This is a genomic window from Amycolatopsis sp. cmx-4-61 (assembly GCF_046548775.1).
Lineage (GTDB): Bacteria > Actinomycetota > Actinomycetes > Mycobacteriales > Pseudonocardiaceae > Amycolatopsis.
Genome location: NZ_JAEBEI010000001.1, coordinates 204,980 through 223,422, shown reverse-complemented (window position 1 = coordinate 223,422; position 18,443 = coordinate 204,980). Strand labels below are relative to the sequence as shown.

The 18,443-nt window shown below is 71.3% G+C and carries 18 protein-coding genes; 12 read left to right on the top strand and 6 right to left on the bottom strand.

Annotation, left to right across the window (positions count from 1 at the left end):
* Window positions 1-51: 51 nt before the first annotated feature.
* The 10 genes from ACLJOU_RS01150 to ACLJOU_RS01105 all read left to right on the top strand — a co-directional run bounded on the left by ACLJOU_RS01150 (window position 52) and on the right by ACLJOU_RS01105 (window position 11,561).
* Window positions 52-1,710 (top strand): thiamine pyrophosphate-binding protein, encoded by a 1,659-nt coding sequence (locus ACLJOU_RS01150; protein ID WP_410564648.1) that lies wholly within the window; start codon window positions 52-54, stop codon window positions 1,708-1,710.
* 213 nt (window positions 1,711-1,923) lie between these two features.
* Complete coding sequence (locus ACLJOU_RS01145; protein ID WP_410562136.1) at window positions 1,924-2,097, top strand: hypothetical protein; 174 nt, start codon at window positions 1,924-1,926, stop codon at window positions 2,095-2,097.
* 210 nt (window positions 2,098-2,307) lie between these two features.
* Complete coding sequence (locus tag ACLJOU_RS01140; RefSeq protein ID WP_013222289.1) at window positions 2,308-2,511, top strand: cold-shock protein; 204 nt, start codon at window positions 2,308-2,310, stop codon at window positions 2,509-2,511.
* A 64-nt stretch (window positions 2,512-2,575) separates the two neighbouring features.
* On the top strand, window positions 2,576-2,800 hold the full coding sequence (locus tag ACLJOU_RS01135) for a heavy-metal-associated domain-containing protein (protein ID WP_410562134.1): 225 nt from the start codon (window positions 2,576-2,578) through the stop codon (window positions 2,798-2,800).
* Between the two features lie 196 nt (window positions 2,801-2,996).
* The gene (locus ACLJOU_RS01130; RefSeq protein WP_410562132.1) at window positions 2,997-4,031 is read left to right on the top strand and encodes an ATP-NAD kinase family protein; all 1,035 of its coding nucleotides are present in this window, start codon (window positions 2,997-2,999) and stop codon (window positions 4,029-4,031) included.
* The gene (locus ACLJOU_RS01125; protein WP_410562130.1) at window positions 4,028-4,771 is read left to right on the top strand and encodes a thiamine pyrophosphate-dependent enzyme; all 744 of its coding nucleotides are present in this window, start codon (window positions 4,028-4,030) and stop codon (window positions 4,769-4,771) included. Before ACLJOU_RS01130 ends, ACLJOU_RS01125 begins: the two co-directional genes overlap by 4 nt.
* A 128-nt stretch (window positions 4,772-4,899) precedes the next feature.
* Window positions 4,900-6,162: a GAF domain-containing protein gene (locus tag ACLJOU_RS01120; RefSeq protein WP_410562129.1), complete on the top strand. Its 1,263-nt coding sequence runs from the start codon at window positions 4,900-4,902 to the stop codon at window positions 6,160-6,162.
* A gap of 326 nt (window positions 6,163-6,488) precedes the next feature.
* Window positions 6,489-7,907 carry a hypothetical protein gene (locus ACLJOU_RS01115; protein WP_410562126.1) on the top strand — a complete coding sequence of 473 codons (1,419 nt, stop codon included), beginning with the start codon at window positions 6,489-6,491 and terminating at the stop codon, window positions 7,905-7,907.
* Complete coding sequence (locus ACLJOU_RS01110; RefSeq protein ID WP_410562124.1) at window positions 7,904-8,878, top strand: glutamate ABC transporter substrate-binding protein; 975 nt, start codon at window positions 7,904-7,906, stop codon at window positions 8,876-8,878. Before ACLJOU_RS01115 ends, ACLJOU_RS01110 begins: the two co-directional genes overlap by 4 nt.
* 55 nt (window positions 8,879-8,933) lie before the next feature.
* Window positions 8,934-11,561, top strand: a complete 2,628-nt coding sequence (locus tag ACLJOU_RS01105; RefSeq protein WP_410562122.1) for a tetratricopeptide repeat protein — start codon at window positions 8,934-8,936, stop codon at window positions 11,559-11,561.
* Window positions 11,562-11,609: 48 nt separating this feature from the next.
* Here the strand turns inward: ACLJOU_RS01105 and ACLJOU_RS01100 are convergent, their stop codons facing one another.
* Window positions 11,610-12,203 carry a PaaI family thioesterase gene (locus ACLJOU_RS01100; RefSeq protein WP_410562119.1) on the bottom strand — a complete coding sequence of 198 codons (594 nt, stop codon included), beginning with the start codon at window positions 12,201-12,203 and terminating at the stop codon, window positions 11,610-11,612.
* 201 nt (window positions 12,204-12,404) lie between these two features.
* Here ACLJOU_RS01100 and ACLJOU_RS01095 point away from each other — a divergent pair, with 201 nt between their 5' ends.
* Complete coding sequence (locus tag ACLJOU_RS01095) at window positions 12,405-13,760, top strand: MFS transporter (protein ID WP_410562116.1); 1,356 nt, start codon at window positions 12,405-12,407, stop codon at window positions 13,758-13,760.
* Window positions 13,761-13,879: 119 nt separating this feature from the next.
* Here the strand turns inward: ACLJOU_RS01095 and ACLJOU_RS01090 are convergent, their stop codons facing one another.
* The 4 genes from ACLJOU_RS01090 to ACLJOU_RS01075 all read right to left on the bottom strand — a co-directional run bounded on the left by ACLJOU_RS01090 (window position 13,880) and on the right by ACLJOU_RS01075 (window position 16,625).
* The gene (locus ACLJOU_RS01090; RefSeq protein WP_410564646.1) at window positions 13,880-14,362 is read right to left on the bottom strand and encodes a hypothetical protein; all 483 of its coding nucleotides are present in this window, start codon (window positions 14,360-14,362) and stop codon (window positions 13,880-13,882) included.
* A 5-nt stretch (window positions 14,363-14,367) separates the two neighbouring features.
* Window positions 14,368-14,922 carry a SigE family RNA polymerase sigma factor gene (locus ACLJOU_RS01085; protein ID WP_410562113.1) on the bottom strand — a complete coding sequence of 185 codons (555 nt, stop codon included), beginning with the start codon at window positions 14,920-14,922 and terminating at the stop codon, window positions 14,368-14,370.
* A gap of 4 nt (window positions 14,923-14,926) precedes the next feature.
* Window positions 14,927-15,232: a hypothetical protein gene (locus tag ACLJOU_RS01080; protein ID WP_410562110.1), complete on the bottom strand. Its 306-nt coding sequence runs from the start codon at window positions 15,230-15,232 to the stop codon at window positions 14,927-14,929.
* Between the two features lie 166 nt (window positions 15,233-15,398).
* Window positions 15,399-16,625: a L,D-transpeptidase gene (locus tag ACLJOU_RS01075; protein ID WP_410562108.1), complete on the bottom strand. Its 1,227-nt coding sequence runs from the start codon at window positions 16,623-16,625 to the stop codon at window positions 15,399-15,401.
* Between the two features lie 441 nt (window positions 16,626-17,066).
* Here ACLJOU_RS01075 and ACLJOU_RS01070 point away from each other — a divergent pair, with 441 nt between their 5' ends.
* A complete protein-coding gene (locus ACLJOU_RS01070; protein WP_003097368.1) occupies window positions 17,067-17,270 on the top strand; it encodes a cold-shock protein in 204 nt (67 codons plus the stop codon).
* 126 nt (window positions 17,271-17,396) lie between these two features.
* Here ACLJOU_RS01070 and ACLJOU_RS01065 read toward each other — a convergent pair whose 3' ends face one another.
* On the bottom strand, window positions 17,397-17,840 hold the full coding sequence (locus ACLJOU_RS01065; protein ID WP_410562103.1) for a hypothetical protein: 444 nt from the start codon (window positions 17,838-17,840) through the stop codon (window positions 17,397-17,399).
* Window positions 17,841-18,443: the final 603 nt, after the last annotated feature.

Here is an 18,443-nt window from a genome sequence, read left to right as displayed (position 1 = left end):
ACTTGACTGCACTGAACGGTGCCCGCCTAAGCTCTCCTCATTAGATACCAACTGGGAGCGACCGTCGCCCAGACGGCCGTGCGGATCCTGACCGAGGCGCGTGTCCGCCGCGTGTACGCGGTGGTCGGTGAGTCGTTCCTGGAACTGCTCGACGCCCTGCAACGGGAGCGCGAGATCACCCTGGTCTCGGCGCGTCACGACGCCGGCGCGGCGTTCATGGCGGAGGCCGAGGGGAAGCTCACCGAACGTCCCGCCGTGCTGCTCGCCAGCCGGGGGCCGAGCGCGGCGAGCCTGGCCATCGGCGTCCAAACGGCGTACCAGGACGAGACGCCGATGGTCGTGCTGCTGGAGACGCCGCCGACCGAGCCGGTGCCGCTGTCCTCGGGCGAGCTGCCGACTTCCGACCTCACGGCCATGTTCGAGTCGATCGCCAAGTCGACATTGCGGGTGACCGACCCGGACGGGCTGCCGGGGTTGCTGGCGCACGCACTGACGACGTCGCAGGAAGGACGACCGGGGCCGGTCGTGCTCGGCGTGCCCTGCGACATCTGGGGGATGCCCTACGACGCGGCGAAACCGATGGCGCGGGTGCGGCCGCCGGCGTCCGGGACGCTGGGCCGTTCGGCGGATGCCGTGGCACAGCTGGTGGACGAGGCGAAGTACCCGGTGGTCATCGTCGGGGGCCGGGCGCGGTCGGCGCGGGACGAACTGATCGCCGTCGCCGACGAACTCGCGCTGCCCGTCTACAACGCCTTCCGGCGGCAGGACGCCTTCCCGGAAAACCACGCCCGCTACGCCGGTCACCTCGGGCTCGGCATCCCGGCCCGGCAGCTGGACGCCCTTGAGCGCGCGGACCTGGTGCTCGCGCTCGGCACCCAGCTGGACGAGGTGACCACCCAGGCCTACCGCTACCCGACCGCGCAGCAGACGCTGGTCATGGTCGGCACCGGCATCGATGTCAGCCCGAAGCGGCGGGGGCTCACCTTCCGCGTCGACTCCGAGGTCGAGCCGTTCCTGCGGGAGCTGCGGGAGGTGGCGGCGCCGCGGACGCGGCGGGCTTCGGCGGCGAACGCGGCCGTCCACACCTTCATGACCCCGCCCGACACCAGCGCGAACACGCGGGTGCACCCCGTCGACGTCGTCCGGGCGCTGCGGAAGCTGGCGCCCGAAGACACCATCGTGACCAGCGACGCGGGCAACTTCGCGCAGTTCATGCACCGCTACTGGTGCTTCACGGCCCCGCGCAGCCAGCTCGGCCCGAGCAACGCCGCGATGGGGTACGCCGTGCCGGCCGCCGTGGCGGCGAAACTGACCGAGCCGCGGCGGACCGTCGTGGCCATGGTCGGGGACGCCGGGACGCTCATGACCGGCCAGGAGATCGAAACAGCCGTCCGGTACCGGGCGCCCGTGATGGTGGTCGTCTTCCAGAACGGCGTCCACGGCGCGCTCGCGATGCACCAGGCCCGCACGTACGGCCGGCTCACCGGGGTCTCCATCCCGCTGACCGACTTCGCTTCGTGGGCGCGTGGACTGGGCGCGGCCGGGTACACCGTGGACGATCGTGAAGAGCTCGAGCCCATCATCGCGAGCGCTCTGGTGCGGCAGCGGCCGTGCGTCATCGACGTGCGCACGGATCCCGACGTCGTGACCCCGGACGTGCGGCTTTCCGCCCTGCTCGGCCAAGCGCGCCCGCAACCGCCCGCCCAGTAACGGTTTTGCTCTGTTTCGTTCCGGAAAAGCTGGGAATGTCGTGTGGTAGCAGGGCGTTGGCTCGGGTAGCCTGACGGTGTTCCGGTGGTGGTTCGCCGCTGAACCTTCCCGGCCGGCTCCCGGCGGGAGACAACCGGTTTCTGTCGGTGCCACCTGGCACCATCACGGTCATGACCCGCGCCGAAGCGGGCAGGGAACGAGGGGAGTTTCGACGTGACCGATCACCAGCGCGCATCCGAACCGGCGGGGAAGGCCTCTGGCGTCGTACCGGTGCTGTTCAGCGCCAGCGCAGAAGCTCACGACGACGCTGTGGTGGCTGCGGACCTGGACGCGACCTGGCGTTCGCCGTTCGCGAGCGAGGGACTGCGCCCGGCGAGTGGCGAATAGCTCACCCCGCCCGGGTGAAGACCGCTTGTCCACCCTGGTCGAGATGTGCTTTACTACTTAAGGTCTCGATTTTTGTGTTCGTGTTGAGTCACGCTCGCAAGATCCAGCGGGCGTAGTGTCTCCTCACCGAGGAAGCAAACCGTCCGGGTGCTGACCCGGGTCGCCGAAGTGGCTTCCTGTTTTTTTGGTGTTACACATGGAGATTTTTTTATGACTCAGGGCACTGTGAAGTGGTTCAACTCCGAGAAGGGGTTCGGCTTCATCACCCCCGACAACGGTGGCGGCGACGTCTTCGTTCACTACAGCGAGATCCAGGGTAACGGCTTCAAGAGCCTGGAAGAGAACGCTCGCGTCGAGTTCGAGATCGGCCAGGGCCAGAAGGGCCCGCAGGCCACGTCGGTCACCGTGATCTGACTTTGATCTTGGGAAAGGGCCGTCACCCGGTTGGGGTGGCGGCCCTTTTCGTACGCTGCGCACCATGATCGAGCACGGATACACCGTTTCCGGGATGAGCTGCGGGCACTGCGCCCAGTCGGTGACCGAAGAAATCGCGGCGCTGCCCGGAGTGGCCGAAGTGGACGTCGACGTCGCCGCCGGCCGGGTGGTCGTGCGGGCCGGGACCGCGCTGGTGGAAGGCGACGTCCGGGCCGCGGTCGCGGAAGCGGGCTTCACCTACGTGGGCGTCGCCGACCTGGTCCCGTAGGCGTTCGCCGGGATCGCGTCCCGGTGGGAACTGGCGCTTCCACGTTGGACAGTCCACTGAAGATCACATTGTGAGACGCAAGTTGTGATCTACGTCGCTTGGGCCGTTTCCGTGCCCACACTGCAACGCCCTGCAACCCTTCCCCTCCGCCCGATTGCGGAGTCTCCTGTTCTCCGGTGACAGAACGGGAGGTCAGGTGGGCGAAACGGTGGCGGGGATCGTCGCGAACCCCGCATCGGGGCGGGACATCCGCCGGCTGGTCGCGCAGGCGTCGGTGTTCCCCACCGCGGAAAAGGCGAACATGGTCCAGCGGCTCCTGGCCGCGTTCGCCGTCACCGGGCTCGACCGCGCCCTCGTCTCGACCGACCTCGGCGGGATCTCGGCCGCGGTCCTGCGCGCCCTCGGCCGGGGCGGCTCCTGGCCGAAAGTCGACTTCTGCGAGGACGATCCCCTCACCGGCACCGCGGCCGACACGACGAACGCGGTGCGGCGGATGGTCGAGGCCGGCGCCGGTGTCATCGTCGTCCTCGGCGGGGACGGGACCGCCCGGGTCGCCGCCGCGGCCTGCGAAGACGTGCCGCTGCTCGCTCTCTCCACCGGCACCAACAACGCGTTCCCGCAGGTGCGGGAGGCGACCGTGGCCGGACTCGCCGCCGGGCTGATCGCCACCGGGCAGATCGATCCCGACCTCGTCACGCACCGCGTCAACGTGCTCGAAGTCGTCACGAAAGCACGCCGCGAGATCGCGCTCGTGGACGTCTGCGTGTCGCTGAGCAGGCACATCGGGGCACGGGCGCTGTGGGACCCGTCGTCGCTCACCGAGCTGTACTGCACCTTCGCCGAACCGGACGGTATCGGCCTCTCGAGCGTTCCAGGCCAGCTTTGTCCCAGCCCGCGGTCGAGCCCGGACGGCGTCGCGCTGCAGCTCGGGCCGGTGGGGGAGACGCCGTACGTCGTGCACGCGCCGATCGCGCCCGGGCTCGTGCGCCCGGTCGGCGTGCGCGGCTGGGGGCTGCTGCGGCCCGGCGTGCGCGTCGAGCTGGCCGCAGCCGGCGGGGTCATCGCGCTCGACGGCGAGCGGGAACTGGAGCTGAAAACCGGGGAGAGCGCGTTCGTCGAGCTCAAGCCGGAAGGACCGTGGGTCGTCGACGTCCGGGCGGCGATGGCGGAGGCCGCGCGAAAAGGGCTCCTGCGCACGGAAACCGATCTCGGGAAGGAGCGCCGGAGATGACGGACGCCCTCCGGGGTGCGTACCGCGTGATGCGGACCATCCGGGCCGTCGAAGAGCGAGTACGCCCGACCGGCGACCACCCGTACGGCGGCGAGGAGGCCTTGGCCGCGGGCGTCTGCCTCCACCTCGACGGGCGCGACGCGATCGCCGGCACCCACCGCCGGCACGGTCAGCGCATCGCGAAGGGCGTCGACGTCCGGGCCGTCATCGCCGAGATCCGCGAACAGCGACTGGTCGCGACGGACACGCTCGGCGGCGTCCCGCTGCTCATCTGCGGAGCCGCGGTCGCCGCGAAACAGCAGGAAACCGGCGGGGTCGGCGTGGCCTTCCTCGGCGACGGCCCGGGGACGACGCTGGAGGCGCTGAACCTCGCGTCGGCCTGGCACCTGCCCGCCATCTTCGTCACGGAGAACGCCGGTTACGCCGATCGGGTGGCCGGGCTCGGCGTGCCGGGGATCGTCGTCGACGGATCCGACTTCTTCGCCGTGCACGAAGCAGCCGGGGAAGCGGTCGGCCGGGCGCGTCGCGGTGGCGGCCCGACGCTGATCGAGGCCGGCTTCCCGCGGTACGCCGACGACTGCCTCCAGCGGTTCCGCGCCCGCGTCACCGACAGCGGTGAGCTGCGCGAACACGTCCTCGACGCCATCGACGCCGAAGTCGCGGAGCTCGTCGAAATGTCGGTTTCCGCGCCGAAACCCGCCGCCGTCGAGCCGGAGACCGACGTCTACGTCTCTTACTGAGCGAACGAACCCAGGACGAACAGCACGACGACCCCAGGACGAACCGCGGCGAACCGCGACGTGCGCCACCTACCGATCATCCGGCCGAAACGGCAGACTCCCAGGAGGTACAGCACAAGGAGCGGCGGTTGGGGCAGCGAGACCTCGAGGCGGCGTTGCCGGCGGGGGTGGATCCCCGGCGGCACGCCCGTGTCCTCGCGCAGGTGCACGAAGCGGCCCTGAACGGCCAGGTGCTGCCCAGCCGGCTGCGGCCGGTCATCGGCGCGTCCTGGCAGCGCATGCGCCGCCTGGGCCTGGACCCGGACAGCCGGGCCGCCGCGCCCGTCCTGACCTTCGAACAGCTGGAAGCACGCCGCCGCGCCAGCGGGCTGGCCGAAGCGCTGCCGGTCCTGCGCGGCGGCCTGATCAGCCTCGCCGAGCAGGCCGCGCACATCATGGTCATCGCCGACGCCGGTGGCGCCGTCCTCTGGCGTGACGGCAGCGCCGCGGTCCGCCGCCGCGCCGACCGGCTCGGGTTCATCGAAGGCGTCGACTGGCAGGAAGAATCCGTCGGCACCAACGCGATCGGCACCGCGCTCGTAGCGCGCAGCCCGGTGCAGGTCTACTCCGCCGAGCACTACGTCCGCGCCCAGCACTCCTGGACGTGCGCGGCCGCGCCGCTGCACGACCCGCGCGACGGCAGGCTGCTCGGCGTCGTCGACCTCTCGGGGCCGGCCTCGACCGTCCACGCGACCACGTTGGCGCTGGTCGACGCCGTGACGCGGCTCGCCGAGGCGCAACTGCGCACCACCCACCTCGCCGAGCTCGAACGGCTGCGCGGCTTCGCCGTCCCGGTCCTCGCGAAGGTCGGCGAGCGCGCGATGGTGGTGGACGAACACGGCTGGGTCGCCGCGGCCGCCGGGCTCCCGCCGGTCGACCGGGTCGCGCTGCCCACCGGGCTCGGCCCCGGCCGGGTCCGCCTGCCGACGTACGGCGGCTGCACGGCCGAGCCCGTCCCCGGCGGCTGGCTGCTCCGGCTGACCGGCAACGAGGCCGCCCCGCCCACCCGCGTCGTGCTCGACGTCCGGTCGCCGCGCGAGCCCGAGCTCACCGTGGCCAGTGCGGCCGGGACCTGGACGCACCGGCTCAGCCCACGCCACGCCGAGGTGCTGTACGTCCTGGCCAGCCACCGTGACGGCCGGTCCGCGTCGGAGCTGTCGGCCGACCTGTTCGGCGACGCCGGCCGCACGGTCACCGTCCGCGCCGAGATGTCCCGGCTGCGCCGGCACTTCGGCGGCATCCTCGGCGCCAAGCCGTACCGCTTCGCCGACGACGTCGAGGTGGTGGTCCGGCGCCCGCCGGACCCCGGTGCCGTGCTCCCGCACTCGCTCGCCCCCGCCATCCGAGGCTGACGCTCGAGCTCACCGAGGGCCCTGCCGACCGAATGATCCAATGTGGACGGTCGGTGGCGCACCCGCCAGGCGTTCACCCGGTCAGGTGGACGGACGGCAGCTTCGCCCACGCTGAAGACGGCCACCGGCGCGCGCCGCCGGAGGTCCGGACCTGATCATGCGTGTGCCCAGGACCACATCCGCGCAGATCACGTGCTGATGACAGCGGGCGGTGTCGGTGGCTGCGCACGCGGCGACTCGGCTACCTTCTGCGGGTACGGCTCACAGCGATCTTTTCGGGGGCTCCGGGTGGTGATACCCCGGATGGCAGGGGGAGGAACTCGGGGATGACCAGCACTGCGACGGCCCCGGGGCCGGCGGCGCCCGCGCCCGGACCCCCACCGTCGCCACCGGACGGCCACGACCGCGCCGCGGGCCGCAGCGGCCTGCTGGGGCTGCTCGACCTGCCCGGACAGGGCGTCCGCGCGGTCGTCCGGTCCGCCGCGACCACGCCCGGCAGGCTCACCGTGATCGCCGTGGGGCTGGTGCTGCTTTCGCTGGTCTCCGGGCTGGCCGCGACGCTTTCGGTGCAGGACCGCGACGACACGATCAGCGGCGTCATCGACCACCGCGAGCCCCTCGCCGCCGCGGCGCAGCAGGTCTACCGCTCGCTCTCCGACGCCGACGCGACCGCCGCGAGCGCGTTCCTCTCCATCGGCACCGAGCCCCCCGAACTCCGCCAGCGCTACGAGCGGGACGTCGCCGAAGCCGGCGCCGCGCTCGCCAAGGCCGCGTCCGACGCCACGGACGTCGCCGACGCGGCCGGCCCGGTCGACGTCCTCAACCAGTCGCTGCCCGTCTACACCGGGCTCATCGAAACGGCACGGGCGAACAACCGGCTCGGCTACCCGGTCGGCGCGTCCTACCTGCGCGAGGCGTCCGAGCTGATGCGGGCGAAGATCCTCCCGGCCGCGCAGGACCTCTACCGCGTCGACACCGAGCGGCTGGTCGAGGAGCAGGACAGCGCCACCGGCTTTCCCTGGCTCGCCACGATCCTCGTGGTGGCCCTGCTGGCCGCGCTGATCGCGGCCCAGGTCTACCTGACCCGGCGCACCAACCGGCTGCTCAACGTCGGGCTCGTCGTCGCGACGGCCGCCGTCGTCGTCTCGCTGCTGTGGGGCGCGGTCGCGCTGATCGTGCAGGGCAGCCTGGTCGGCAGCGGCCAGGACGACGGCTCGCACCGCGTCGACGTGCTGGTCCGGGCGCGGATCGCCGCGCTGCAGGCCCGCGCGGACGAAACGCTGACGCTGGTCGCCCGCGGCGACGGCGCGGCGTACGAGAAGGACTTCGGCACGAACGCGGCCCGGCTCGTCGGCCCGGACGGCCAGGGCGGCCTGCTCGGCGAAGCCCGCGGGCTGATCAAGGACGGCGCCGGCGTCGCGAAGGTCGCCGACGCCGAGAAGGCCGCGAAGGACTGGCTCAAGGCGCACAAGGAAGTCCGCGCCCAGGACGACGCCGGCCAGTACCAGGAGGCCGTCGACTTCGCCGTGCTCGAAGACAAGGCCGACGGCTCCGCGCCGGCGTTCCGGCAGCTCGACGACAGCCTCCAGGCCGCCATCGACGTCGGCAGGCAGGAGTTCCTCGACGACACCCACAACGGCGACCGCGCGCTGACGCTCCTCGCGCCCGGCCTCGCCGTGCTGGCCCTCGTGGCCGCCGCGGGTGTCACCATGGGAATCCGGGAGCGACTGAGGGAGTACCGGTGAACAGGCGGGGCATCACGGTCCGGGCGGGCGTGCTGGCGGTCGTCGCGCTGCTGGCGGCGTCCTGCGGCAGCCCCGGGAAACCGGTCGACCCGGCCCCGGTCGGCGACGCGGCCTGGCCGCAGCCCGCGCACGTCGGCGGCCCGGACGCGGCCGCGGGCGGCGGCAGCGACACCAGCTGCAACCCGCTGGCGAGCCTGGCGCCGGACAAGGGCACCGCCATCCCCAGCGGCTCGACCATGGCCAAGATCAAGGAACGCGGCAAGCTCATCGCCGGCGTCGACCAGACGACCTACCTGTTCGGCTTCCGCAACCCCACCTCGGGCAACCTGGAGGGCTTCGACATCGATCTCGTCAACGAGATCGCCCGCTCGATCTTCGGCTCGCCCGAAGGCCGCGTCCAGTTCCGCGCGATCACCTCGTCGCAGCGCCAGGACGTGCTGGTGCAGCACCAGGTCGACATCGTGGTCCGGACCTACAGCATCACCTGCGCGCGCAAGAAGGACGTCCAGTTCTCCTCCGTGTACTACGTCGCCGGGCAGCGGTTGCTGGTCACGAAGGAGTCGAAGGCGACGAAGCTGGCCGACCTGAGCGGCAAGAAGGTGTGCGCGGCGAAGAAGTCGACGTCGCTGGCGAAGATCGCGACGGACCCGGCGAAGCCGGTGGCGGTTTCGGTGGACAACTGGTCGGACTGCCTGGTGATGCTCCAGCAGGGCCAGGTCCAGGCGGTGTCGACCGACGACACCATCCTCGCCGGGATGGCCGCGCAGGACCCGACGCTGCAGGTGGTCGGCGACCAGTTCACCCAGGAGAACTACGGCATCGGCGTGCCGAAGGACAACGAGGACATGGTCAAGTTCGTCAACGCCGTGCTGGACCAGATCCGCACCAGCGGGTCCTGGCAGAACAGCTACCACCACTGGGTGGAGCCGTCGCTGGGGCCGGCTTCGCCGCCGCAGCCGCAGTACCAGTGAGCCGGTCGCGACTAGGATCGATTCCCGTACGTCGTCGGGGATCTGGGAGGTAGCAGTGTCGGAGGAGCCGCGCCGTCCTCGGCACGCCGCGCCGGACGACGAGCCGAAGCCGGTGGCCACGCCGAGCTGGCAGCCGCCGCCACCGGTGCGGTGGGAGACGCCGGAGCCGTCGATCTCGGGCCGCCTCGACGACGGCGAGCTCTCCGGCCGGCCGGCCCCGCTGCGCCGCCCGCCGACACCGCCGCGCGGGCAGCCGTCCGCCGCCCGCCCGCCGATCGCGGGTGCCGAAGACCCGACCCGGCCGCCGGGCAGCATCACGCCCGTCGCGCCGCCGACGCAGGCCCTTCGCCCGGACCCCGGCGCACCGCAGCCGACGAGCGTCCTCGCCTCGCCGGCCCCGGAAACGCAGAGCATCATGCCACCGGCCCCGCGGCCGGACACCGGCCCCGGCGACCCGCTGCCGGACCCGGGCACCGAAAGCGTCCTGCCCGAGCGCACCAGCGAAGGACGGCAGACGGGCACCGGCACCGGAACGGGGACCGGCAGCGGCTCGGACTCCCGGTCCGGCGCGTTCCCCGGCACTTCGCGGCGGACGTCGTCGCGGACGTCCCGGTCCCGCCGCGGCCGCCTCGGCGCCGGTCTGGTCGAGGTTCCGCCCGTGCCGGCCCGCGACCCCGCGTCCGCGGTGCTGACGAACCCGGTGGTGTCGGAGGAAAAGCGGTTCTGCGGCACCTGCAACGCGAAGGTCGGCCGCGGCAAGGACGGCGAACCCGGTTCGCCGGAAGGGAAGTGCGAGAACTGCGGCGCGCCGTTCTCGTTCGTCCCGAAGCTGCAGCCGCACGAGCTCGTCGGCGGCCAGTACGAGGTCCTCGGCGCGATCGCCTACGGCGGCCTCGGCTGGATCTACCTGGCGCAGGACCACAACGTCAGCGACCGCTGGGTCGTCCTTAAAGGACTGATCGACACCGGGGACGCGACGGCGATGGCGGCCGCGGCCAACGAACAGCGGTTCCTCGCCGAGGTCGAGCACCCGAACATCGTCAAGATCCACAACTTCGTGCAGCACCCGGACGCGCACAGCGGCACGACCACCGGCTACATCGTCATGGAGTACGTCGGCGGCCAGTCGCTGCGGCAGCTCGCGCTGGCGCACCACCGGGAAAGCCGCCGTCCGGAGCCGCTGCCGATCGGCCAGGTCATCGCCTACGGGCTGGAGATCCTGCCCGCGCTCGGCTACCTGCACAGCCAGGGCCTGCTCTACTGCGACCTCAAGCCGGACAACGTCATCCAGACCAACGAGCAGCTGAAGCTGATCGACCTCGGCGCGGTCCGCCGGATCGACGACTACGAGAGCCCGTTGTTCTTCACCACCGGCTACAGCGCACCGGAACTGCCGACGCAGGGCGCGTCGGTGGCGTCGGATCTCTTCACCGTCGGCCGCACGCTCGCCGTGCTCAGCTTCGAGTTCACCGGCTACACCACCAAGTTCAAGACGACCCTGCCCGGCCCGGACGCGGTCCCGCTGTTCGCGCTCTTCGGTTCGTACTACCGGTTCCTGCGCCGCGCGACGCACACCGACCCGGACCGCCGCTTCCTCTCCGCCGAGGAGATGGCCGACCAGCTCACCGGCGTGCTGCGCGAAATCATGGCGCTCGGCACCGGCAAGCCGCGGCCCGGCGTGTCCACGGTGTTCGGCCCGGAGAGCCGCACGTTCGGCGTCCAGCTGGTCGTGCCCGAGGCCGGCGCCAGCGTGCCGCTGCCCGGCGCGGACGAGGTCGTCGCCGGCCTGCCGATCCCGCAGGTGGACACGGACGACCCGGCGGCGGGCGTGCTCGCCACCACGACCGCGCTCGACCCGCGGGCCGCCATCGAGGCGCTGGCCGGCGCGCCGCGGGAGTCGATCGAGGTCCGGCTGCGGATCGTGCGCGCGCGGATCGAGCTGGGCGAGTTCGCGGAGGCGCAGCGGCAGCTGCAGGCCGCGCAGTACCTGGCGATCAAGAACGGCTACCCGCACGACTGGCGGATCGACTGGTACCGCGGCCTGATCGAACTCGCGGGCGGCCGGTCGCGCGTGGCGCACGTGGCGTTCGAGGCGGTGTACGACGACCTGCCGGGCGAAATCGCCCCGAAGCTCGCACTGGGCGTCAGCGCCGAAGGCGTCGGCGACTACTTCGCCGCCGCGCGGTTCTACGAGCTGGTCTGGCGCACCGACCGCAACTACGTCAGCGCCGCGTTCGGCCTCGCCCGCGTGTACCTCGCGCAGGGCGCGCGCTCGAGCGCGGTCGAGGTGCTCGAAACCGTGCCGCCGTCCTCGACGCACTACGTCGACGCGCAGGTCGCCGCCATCAAGATCAAGACGACGGTCACCAAGGCCAACGGTCGTGAGACGCCGGTCACCGAACACGACCTGCTCGACGCGTCGGCCCGGCTCGAGCGGCTCCGGCTGGACGTCGAACGCCAGACGCGCCTGTCCGCGGGTGTCCTCGAAGCCGCGCACGAGTGGCTCAAGGAGGGCAAGCCGACGCCGGGCGCGCGCGTGCTCGGGTGCTCGCTCGAGGAACGTGAACTGCGGTTCGGCCTCGAGCGGTGCTACCGGGCCCTGGCGCGGCTGGCGGACACGCTCGAGCAGCGCATCGAGCTGGTCGACCGGGCCAACGCCATCCGCCCCCGCACCCTCACCTAAGCCCCAAAAGCGGGCACTTTCACGGGAAAGTGCCCGCTTCGGCGGTGGTCAGGGGTTGATCTCCCAGTCGCGTTCGCCGCGCTCCCGCTGGTTCTTCTCGTGCTGCGCGGCCAGCTTCTCCAGCGCCTGCGGATCGCCGTGCGTGCTGAAGTGCTCGAACCCGACGACGACGAACAACGCCCGCGCGCTGACCGCGATCGGGCCGTCCTCGGCGTCGAGGCGCCCGTCCGCGCTGACGTAGATCTTGCGGCCCGCAACGCCGTCCAGCCGGGCCTCGATGAACAGCGTCGAACCGACCGGCACCGGCCGCCGGAAGTCCGTTTCGAGCTTGCCGGTCACCGCCGGGCGGCGCATCAGGTTGCCGACCGCCGATCCCAGCGCCTCGTCGAACGCGCAGGCCAGCAGGCCGCCGTGGGCCAGCCCGGGCGCACCCTGGTGGGCCGCGGTGACGGTGAACCGCGAATGCACGACCTGGCCCGCACCGACGGTCGAGCGCAGGTGCAGCCCGGCGTCGGCCTCGTCGCCGCAGCCGAAGCACTCCGCGAAGTGCACGCCGAGCTCGGTGCCCGGCGCCGGCGCCTTCGGGTGCGGGACCGCGGGCTCCACCGCCACCGGCGGCCAGGGTTGAGAAACACGACTCATGCGCTGACGTTAACCGGCCGGTAGCCGGCGGCCGCGCGCGACCCGGGACGTTGCCGGACCGCCCACCTCTCTCGGTAGCCGGAAAGTTCCCCACCGTAGCCGATCCCCGGCTCAGCCTGCCGACCTGCGACGACCGGTCAACACTGGGCTGATGAGCTCGAACGGCCCGAAGGGCACTGCACGGAGGAGGTCGTCGCCGGCATGAGCGAAGCAGCTACGACGGGCAAGCCGTCCGCGGACGAGAGAACCGTGAAGCGCGCTGTGTGGGCGTCGGCCATGGGAAACGCCACCGAGTGGTACGACTACGGCGTCTTCACCTCGGGCGCGATCGCCACCAGCATCGGCACGCTGTTCTTCCCCGGTGAGGGCAACGCGGTCCTGAAGTCGCTGGCGCTGCTCGCGGTCGGGTTCATCGTCCGGCCGTTCGGCGGGGCGTTCTTCGGGCCGCTCGGCGACAAGCTCGGCCGCAAGCGGGTGCTCGCCATCACCATCCTGCTGATGTCCGGGTGCACCTTCCTGGTCGGCGTCCTGCCGACGTACTCCGGCAGCTACAGCATGGGCATCGCGGCGCCGATCGCGATCCTGCTGCTGCGGATCATCCAGGGCTTCTCCACCGGCGGCGAGTACGGCGGCGCGGCGACGTTCATCGCCGAGTACTCCCCGACGAAGCGCCGCGGCTTCTTCGGCAGCTTCCTCGAACTCGGCACGCTGGCCGGCTACGTGCTCGGCAACCTCGTGGTGCTGTCGGTGACGCTGTCGCTGTCGCCCGAGCAGGTCGACGCCTGGGGCTGGCGGATCCCGTTCTTCGTCGCGCTGCCGCTCGGCCTGATCGGGCTGTACCTGCGGAACAAGCTCGAGGACACCCCCGAGTTCCGCCGGATGGAGGCCGCCGGCGAAGCGCCGAAGAAGGCGCCGCTCAAGGAGATTTTCGTCCGCAACTGGCGGATGATCCTCAACCTGATCGGCATCGTGCTGCTGCTGAACGTCGCGGACTACCTGCTGCTGACCACGATGCCGACGTACTTCACCGACACGCTGAAGATCAACGACAACACCTCGACGCTGATCATCATCGCGGTCGAGGTCATCCAGATGGCGATCATCGTCCCGCTCGGCGCGCTGTCCGACCGGATCGGCCGGAAGCCGCTGCTGCTCACCGCGGCCATCGGGTTCCTGGTGCTGAGCTGGCCCTGCCTCAAGCTCATGCAGTCCGGCAGCATCCTGTGGCTGTTCGTCGGGTTCCTGGTCGTGGCGATCCTGCTCGTGTTCATGCTCGCGGTGATCGGCTCGACGTTCCCCGCGATGTTCCCCACGCGGGTGCGCTACGGCTCGTTCGCCATCGGCTACAACATCTCGACGTCGCTGTTCGGCGGGACCTGCGGGGTCATCGTGACGGCGTTGATCAAGAACACCGGCAACGAGGACTGGCCGGCGTACTACCTGATGGCGGCGGCGCTGATCGCGATCCTGCCCATCATCCGGATCCCGGAGACGGCGCGGGTGCCGATGGAGCAGATCGACACCGAGGACCGGCCCCTCGCGTCCGCTCGGCACTGAGCGGCTCGGAAAACGCGTGTGCCCCGTCCGGATCACCGGGCGGGGCACACGCGCGCGTGGAGCCGGTTCGTGGCGACGAGCAGTGCGTTGCGCACCAGGTGCTTCGTCGACGGGCCGCGCTAATGCGTGGTCGCCCCCCGCGTCGGCGCTCCCGGCCGGCTCGCGACCGGAGTCGAGGTGGGCGTGGTCATCGGCGTCGAGCGGGATGTCTCCCGGGGGCCTGCCGACGGCAGCTGGGGAGCCGACGTCCGCTGGGGACGTGACCGGGGCTGGTCCGGCTCGGCCGACGGCGGCGCCGGGGCGATCGACGTCGCCGGCACGCGCAGCTCCGTGGGTGAGGGGGATGTGGTGCCGATCGTGGACAGCCCTGGCCCGGCCGGCTGCACGGGTTCCGGCGGCCCGGCCCGGTGGCCGGCCAGGAAACCGGCCACCGCCAGGACGACCGCCGTCGCGGTCGAAGTGCCCGCGACGGCCAAGCGCTTGCGTCGTCGCCGTACCCGGCCGCCGCGCTCGATCACGTCGGTGGCTTCCAGGCGCATCGGCGGCTGCGGGCCACCGGCCGCGCCGGTCAGGAACGCGCGGACGTCGTCTTCGGGGTCCATGTTCGTCACCTCCTCTCCTCGGGGGCGCTGAAGCTCAGCGCACCGTAGTGCGGGCCGAGCCGCTTGCGCAGCGTGGCCAGGCCGCGGGAGGCCTGGCTCTTCACCGTGCCGGTGCTGCAGCCGAGGGCCCGCGCCGTGTCCTCGACGCTCAGGTCCTCGAAGTACCGCAGCACCAGCACGGCGCGCTGCTTCGGAGCCAGTACGGCCAGTGCCTGCCGGACCAGGGCGTCCTGGTCGCTCGCGGCGGGCTCCGCCGGGAGCTCCGGCGGAGCGTCGGTGAGCCGCTCCCGTTTCCACCTGCTGCGCCGGTGCTCGGCGAGGAACGTGCGCAGGACGACCTTGCGCGCGTAGGCGTCCAGCGCGTCGTGCCGCGACAGCCTCGGCCAGGCGAGGTAGAGCTTGAGCAGCGCGGCCTGCGTGAGGTCCTCGGCCTGGTGCCAGTCCCCGCAGAGCAGGAAGGCGGTCGACCGCAGGCTGTACGCGCGCTCGCCGAAGTACCGGGCGAACTCGCCGTCCCACGGCGAGCCCGGCCCGGTCGACGGACGGGAGCGGGAGATCACCGGGTTACCGGGTCTCCCACACGGCCGGCAGGTGCAGGTCACCGGTCGGCCCGGCCGGGACGGCCCGCGGGACGCGCGGGGCCGGCCCGGTGCGCGGCGCGGTCGTCTCGCGCGGCGCGAGGGTCGCGGACGGCCGCGCCGGCCGGCTGGTGGCCGGGACCGGCGCCACGGTCGGCTCGCCGGGCCGGGTGGCCTGGGTCGGGCTGGGGGCGGCCGGCGCCTGCGCTTCCGAAGCCAGCGCGATGCCACCGGTCAGGGCGCCACCGGCGAGCACGAGCGCGCCGAGGGTCAGGGCGATGCGGATACGCAAGACAGCTCCTCATTCTCGCGGGCGCGGCCGGGATCGCCGCGCCTCTGCCCGTACTCATGCGGCGGCCGAGCACCGGGGTTGCACCGGATCTCGCGGGTTTGCCGGAAGACGCGAACGGCCGGGAAGCCCGCAGTGGACTTCCCGGCCGCCCGGTGTTCGGTGATGGTCAGCCGGCGAGCGCCGACAGCTTCTGCCAGCTCGCCCAGTCGTAGGTCCAGTCGCTGTAGTCGCCGTCCTTCGCGGTCAGCGTCTGCGTGCTGCCGGTGATCTCGACCGGGTCGCCGGTGAGCACGCCGTCGTAGTACTCCTTGGCGCGGGCGGGCGAGAGGTTGAGGCAGCCGTGGGAGACGTTCTTCTTGCCCTGTGCCCAGACCGAGGCGGCCAGCCCGTGGATGAACTCGCCGTTGTTGGAGATCCGGACCGCCCACGGCACCACGACGTTCTCGTAGTGGTACTTCGGGTTGCTCATCGCGTACGTGGCCTGTTTGCCCATGACGACGTGCACGCCGCTGTGGGTGACGCGGCCCGGGTCGGCGTCGAGGCCGTAGCTCACCGGGTAGTCCGCGATCTGCTGGCCGTCGCGGATCACCTGCATGGTGTGCTGCTGGGTGTTGCCCTTGACGATCTGGGAGCGGCCGATGGCGAAGCTGGCCGAGACGTCCTGCTTGCCGTACACGCCGTCACCGATCTTGACGCCGTAGACCTTGGCGTTCACCTTCACCTGCGTGTTGGGCTTGAAGTACTCCTTCGGCCGCCAGTGCACGGTGGTGTCGCCGTTCAGCCAGGCCCACGACCCCTCGGTCTTCGGCGTGGTCTCGACCGACAGCGCCTTCTCGACGGAGGCCTTGTCGGTGACGCGGCTGGGGAAGGTGAGCGCGATCGGCATCGCGATGCCGTACGTCTGGCCGTCGCCGACGTTGAGGCTGGCCGACAGCTGGCGCCTCGGCTTGACGGTGGTGAACGAGCCGCCGACGGCGACGTTCTTGCCGTCGGCGCCCTGCACCTGGCCGGACCAGGTGTAGGTCTTGCCGTAGCCGAGCTGCTCGGTCGTGTTCCAGGTCTTCTTGTCCGCCGACGTCTGCCCCTGGACCTGCTTGCCGTCCGGGTTGGTCAGCGTGACGGCCATGATCGTGCCGTCGGTGACCTGGACGCCCACCGGTTCGCCGGGTGCGACGTCCTGGGCGCCGCCCGCCGGCGTCACCGTCAGCTTCGCGGGCTGCGCGGTGGGTGCCGGCGAGCTGGTCGGGCCCCCGCCGGACGAACCGCTCGCCGAGACCGTCGGTTCGCTGCTGCACGCCCCCAGCGTCAGCACGGCGACCAAGCCCAGTGCCACCGCAGCGCCCCGGCGCCGCGTGGAGATCCTCACCGTCACACCTATTCCCCTTTGCCCCATTTGGTGCCTCACCCTTCGAGACGCCCCGTAGACCGAGTACGTTGAGCAACCTTGGCGTGACGAGCGTCACACTACTCGGGCGGAGCTTTCACGGAGGGGGCACGGCCGACTCCGAGCCGTATCCGGTGATCACGGTGCCGCTGTGCTGCGCCAGACTAGCCGCGGGGTACGACAGAACGGGCCGCGAGCCCTACGACGTTCCGGTGACCTTGGTGCGCAGAGCCGGTTTTCGCCTCGATCACGGGGTTCAACTTTGGCCAGATCCCGGTAGTCTGCTCTCAGGCCGTCGTTTTGCGTGTTAGTGGCTTCACACTCGCGGAACTTCTGACGCGAGCCATGGAGCCGACCCGCTCTTGACTCGACTCGTTGGAACCGCCCGGGACGGTCGGGGTGCCGCTTCGGTGGCATTCGAAGCGGATCTGTGTAACGAGGAGTACAGCGGTGGCGCAAGGCACTGTGAAGTGGTTCAACGCGGAGAAGGGCTTCGGCTTCATCGCGCAGGACGGCGGCGAAGGCGACGTGTTCGTTCACTACTCGGAGATCGAGGGCCGCGGCTTCCGCACCCTCGAGGAGAACCAGCGAGTGGAGTTCGAGGTCGGCCAGGGCCAGAAGGGTCCGCAGGCCCAGAAGGTCCGCGCGATCTGAAACTGAGGCTGAAGAAGCCTCACAGGCCCTTTTGCGCGTCTTAAGGCCTGAGCGAAGGGCCCCCGGCGATCCCGCCGGGGGCCCTTTCTCGTGTGTCTTCGTAGTGCGAGACGCCGGGGGTGCGGCTCAGCGGTGCGCGACGGCCGGGGTGTCGAAGGCGTCGGCGGGGAAGTGGAACTCGTCGGTGAGGTCGGTGAGCCCGGCGGCGCCGGCCTGCTGCCGCTGGTCCTGCGCGGAGGAGGCCTGGCCCTCCCAGTTGAGCCGCTCGAGGATCCATTCCTGGGCGAGGGCCTGCGGAGAGATCTGCCGCTCGGCGGCGATGTCCTTGAGCTGCTGGCTGGCGACGAGGCTCATCCGCAGCTGGTAGACCTGCGCTTCGCCGAACCGCTTGCCGGATCCGGTGCTCTCGAGGTCGTTCTCGGGCGCCAGGGCGGCCAGGTACGACGTGAGCTCGCTGTCCTCGACAACACCGTCGTCCGCGGGCTTCGCGGCACCACGATGACGCCCGGAAGACGCGGCGGCTTTCAGGTTCGTGCGGCTGCTCAAGCGGCCAAGGGAGGGAAGAGGCACGAACGCCACGATAACGTTTGCATCTCGCCACACAAACCACTGTGAGCCACAACACGCCGCCAACCTTCCCCATTCAGCGCACTCCCCACCCATTCAGCCCAACCCCCCACAACCCAGAGCAACCCCCCACTAACAAAGAGAGTCGATCAAGCCCCGCCGCAAGCACGGACCGAAGGCACGGGTTCAAAGCCCCCCAGAGCGGCAAGGGCGAAGCCCTGACGCGCCGATGGCCGCAGAACCAAGCACGAGGAGCGCCGAGCGACGCAGGGCGAGGGAACGCCGGAGGCGAGGGAACTGGGCAACGAAGGCGTCCACGCCGCGGACACGCGCCCACTCGCCAGGGCGCGCAGCGCCCGAAGCGAAAACGGGACCACGCTGGGACCGCCGCAGAAGGCACCGTGGGGGGTCCGGGGGGCTCGGCCCCCCGGGTCAGCACGCCGAAATGAAGAGCCCGCGGAGGGCGAAGCCCGAGCAGGGCCAAGAAATGGAGGACCCCCGCGCCAGGGGGAGGAACGCGGGGGTCGGAGGGGATCTCCACAGGCGCTGACCGGGGGTGTGTCAGCACTTCGATTGTTGCACGAGTTGGGTGGTTGGGCGAGTGCG

Coding starts and splice junctions, on each gene's coding strand:
- ACLJOU_RS01095 (WP_410562116.1), top strand. CDS start 12,405: ATGAGCGAAGCAGCTACGACGGGCAAGCCGTCCGCGGACGAGAGAACC.
- ACLJOU_RS01075 (WP_410562108.1), bottom strand. CDS start 16,625: ATGGGGCAAAGGGGAATAGGTGTGACGGTGAGGATCTCCACGCGGCGC.
- ACLJOU_RS01100 (WP_410562119.1), bottom strand. CDS start 12,203: ATGAGTCGTGTTTCTCAACCCTGGCCGCCGGTGGCGGTGGAGCCCGCG.
- ACLJOU_RS01090 (WP_410564646.1), bottom strand. CDS start 14,362: ATGGACCCCGAAGACGACGTCCGCGCGTTCCTGACCGGCGCGGCCGGT.
- ACLJOU_RS01140 (WP_013222289.1), top strand. CDS start 2,308: ATGACTCAGGGCACTGTGAAGTGGTTCAACTCCGAGAAGGGGTTCGGC.
- ACLJOU_RS01115 (WP_410562126.1), top strand. CDS start 6,489: ATGACCAGCACTGCGACGGCCCCGGGGCCGGCGGCGCCCGCGCCCGGA.
- ACLJOU_RS01125 (WP_410562130.1), top strand. CDS start 4,028: ATGACGGACGCCCTCCGGGGTGCGTACCGCGTGATGCGGACCATCCGG.
- ACLJOU_RS01135 (WP_410562134.1), top strand. CDS start 2,576: ATGATCGAGCACGGATACACCGTTTCCGGGATGAGCTGCGGGCACTGC.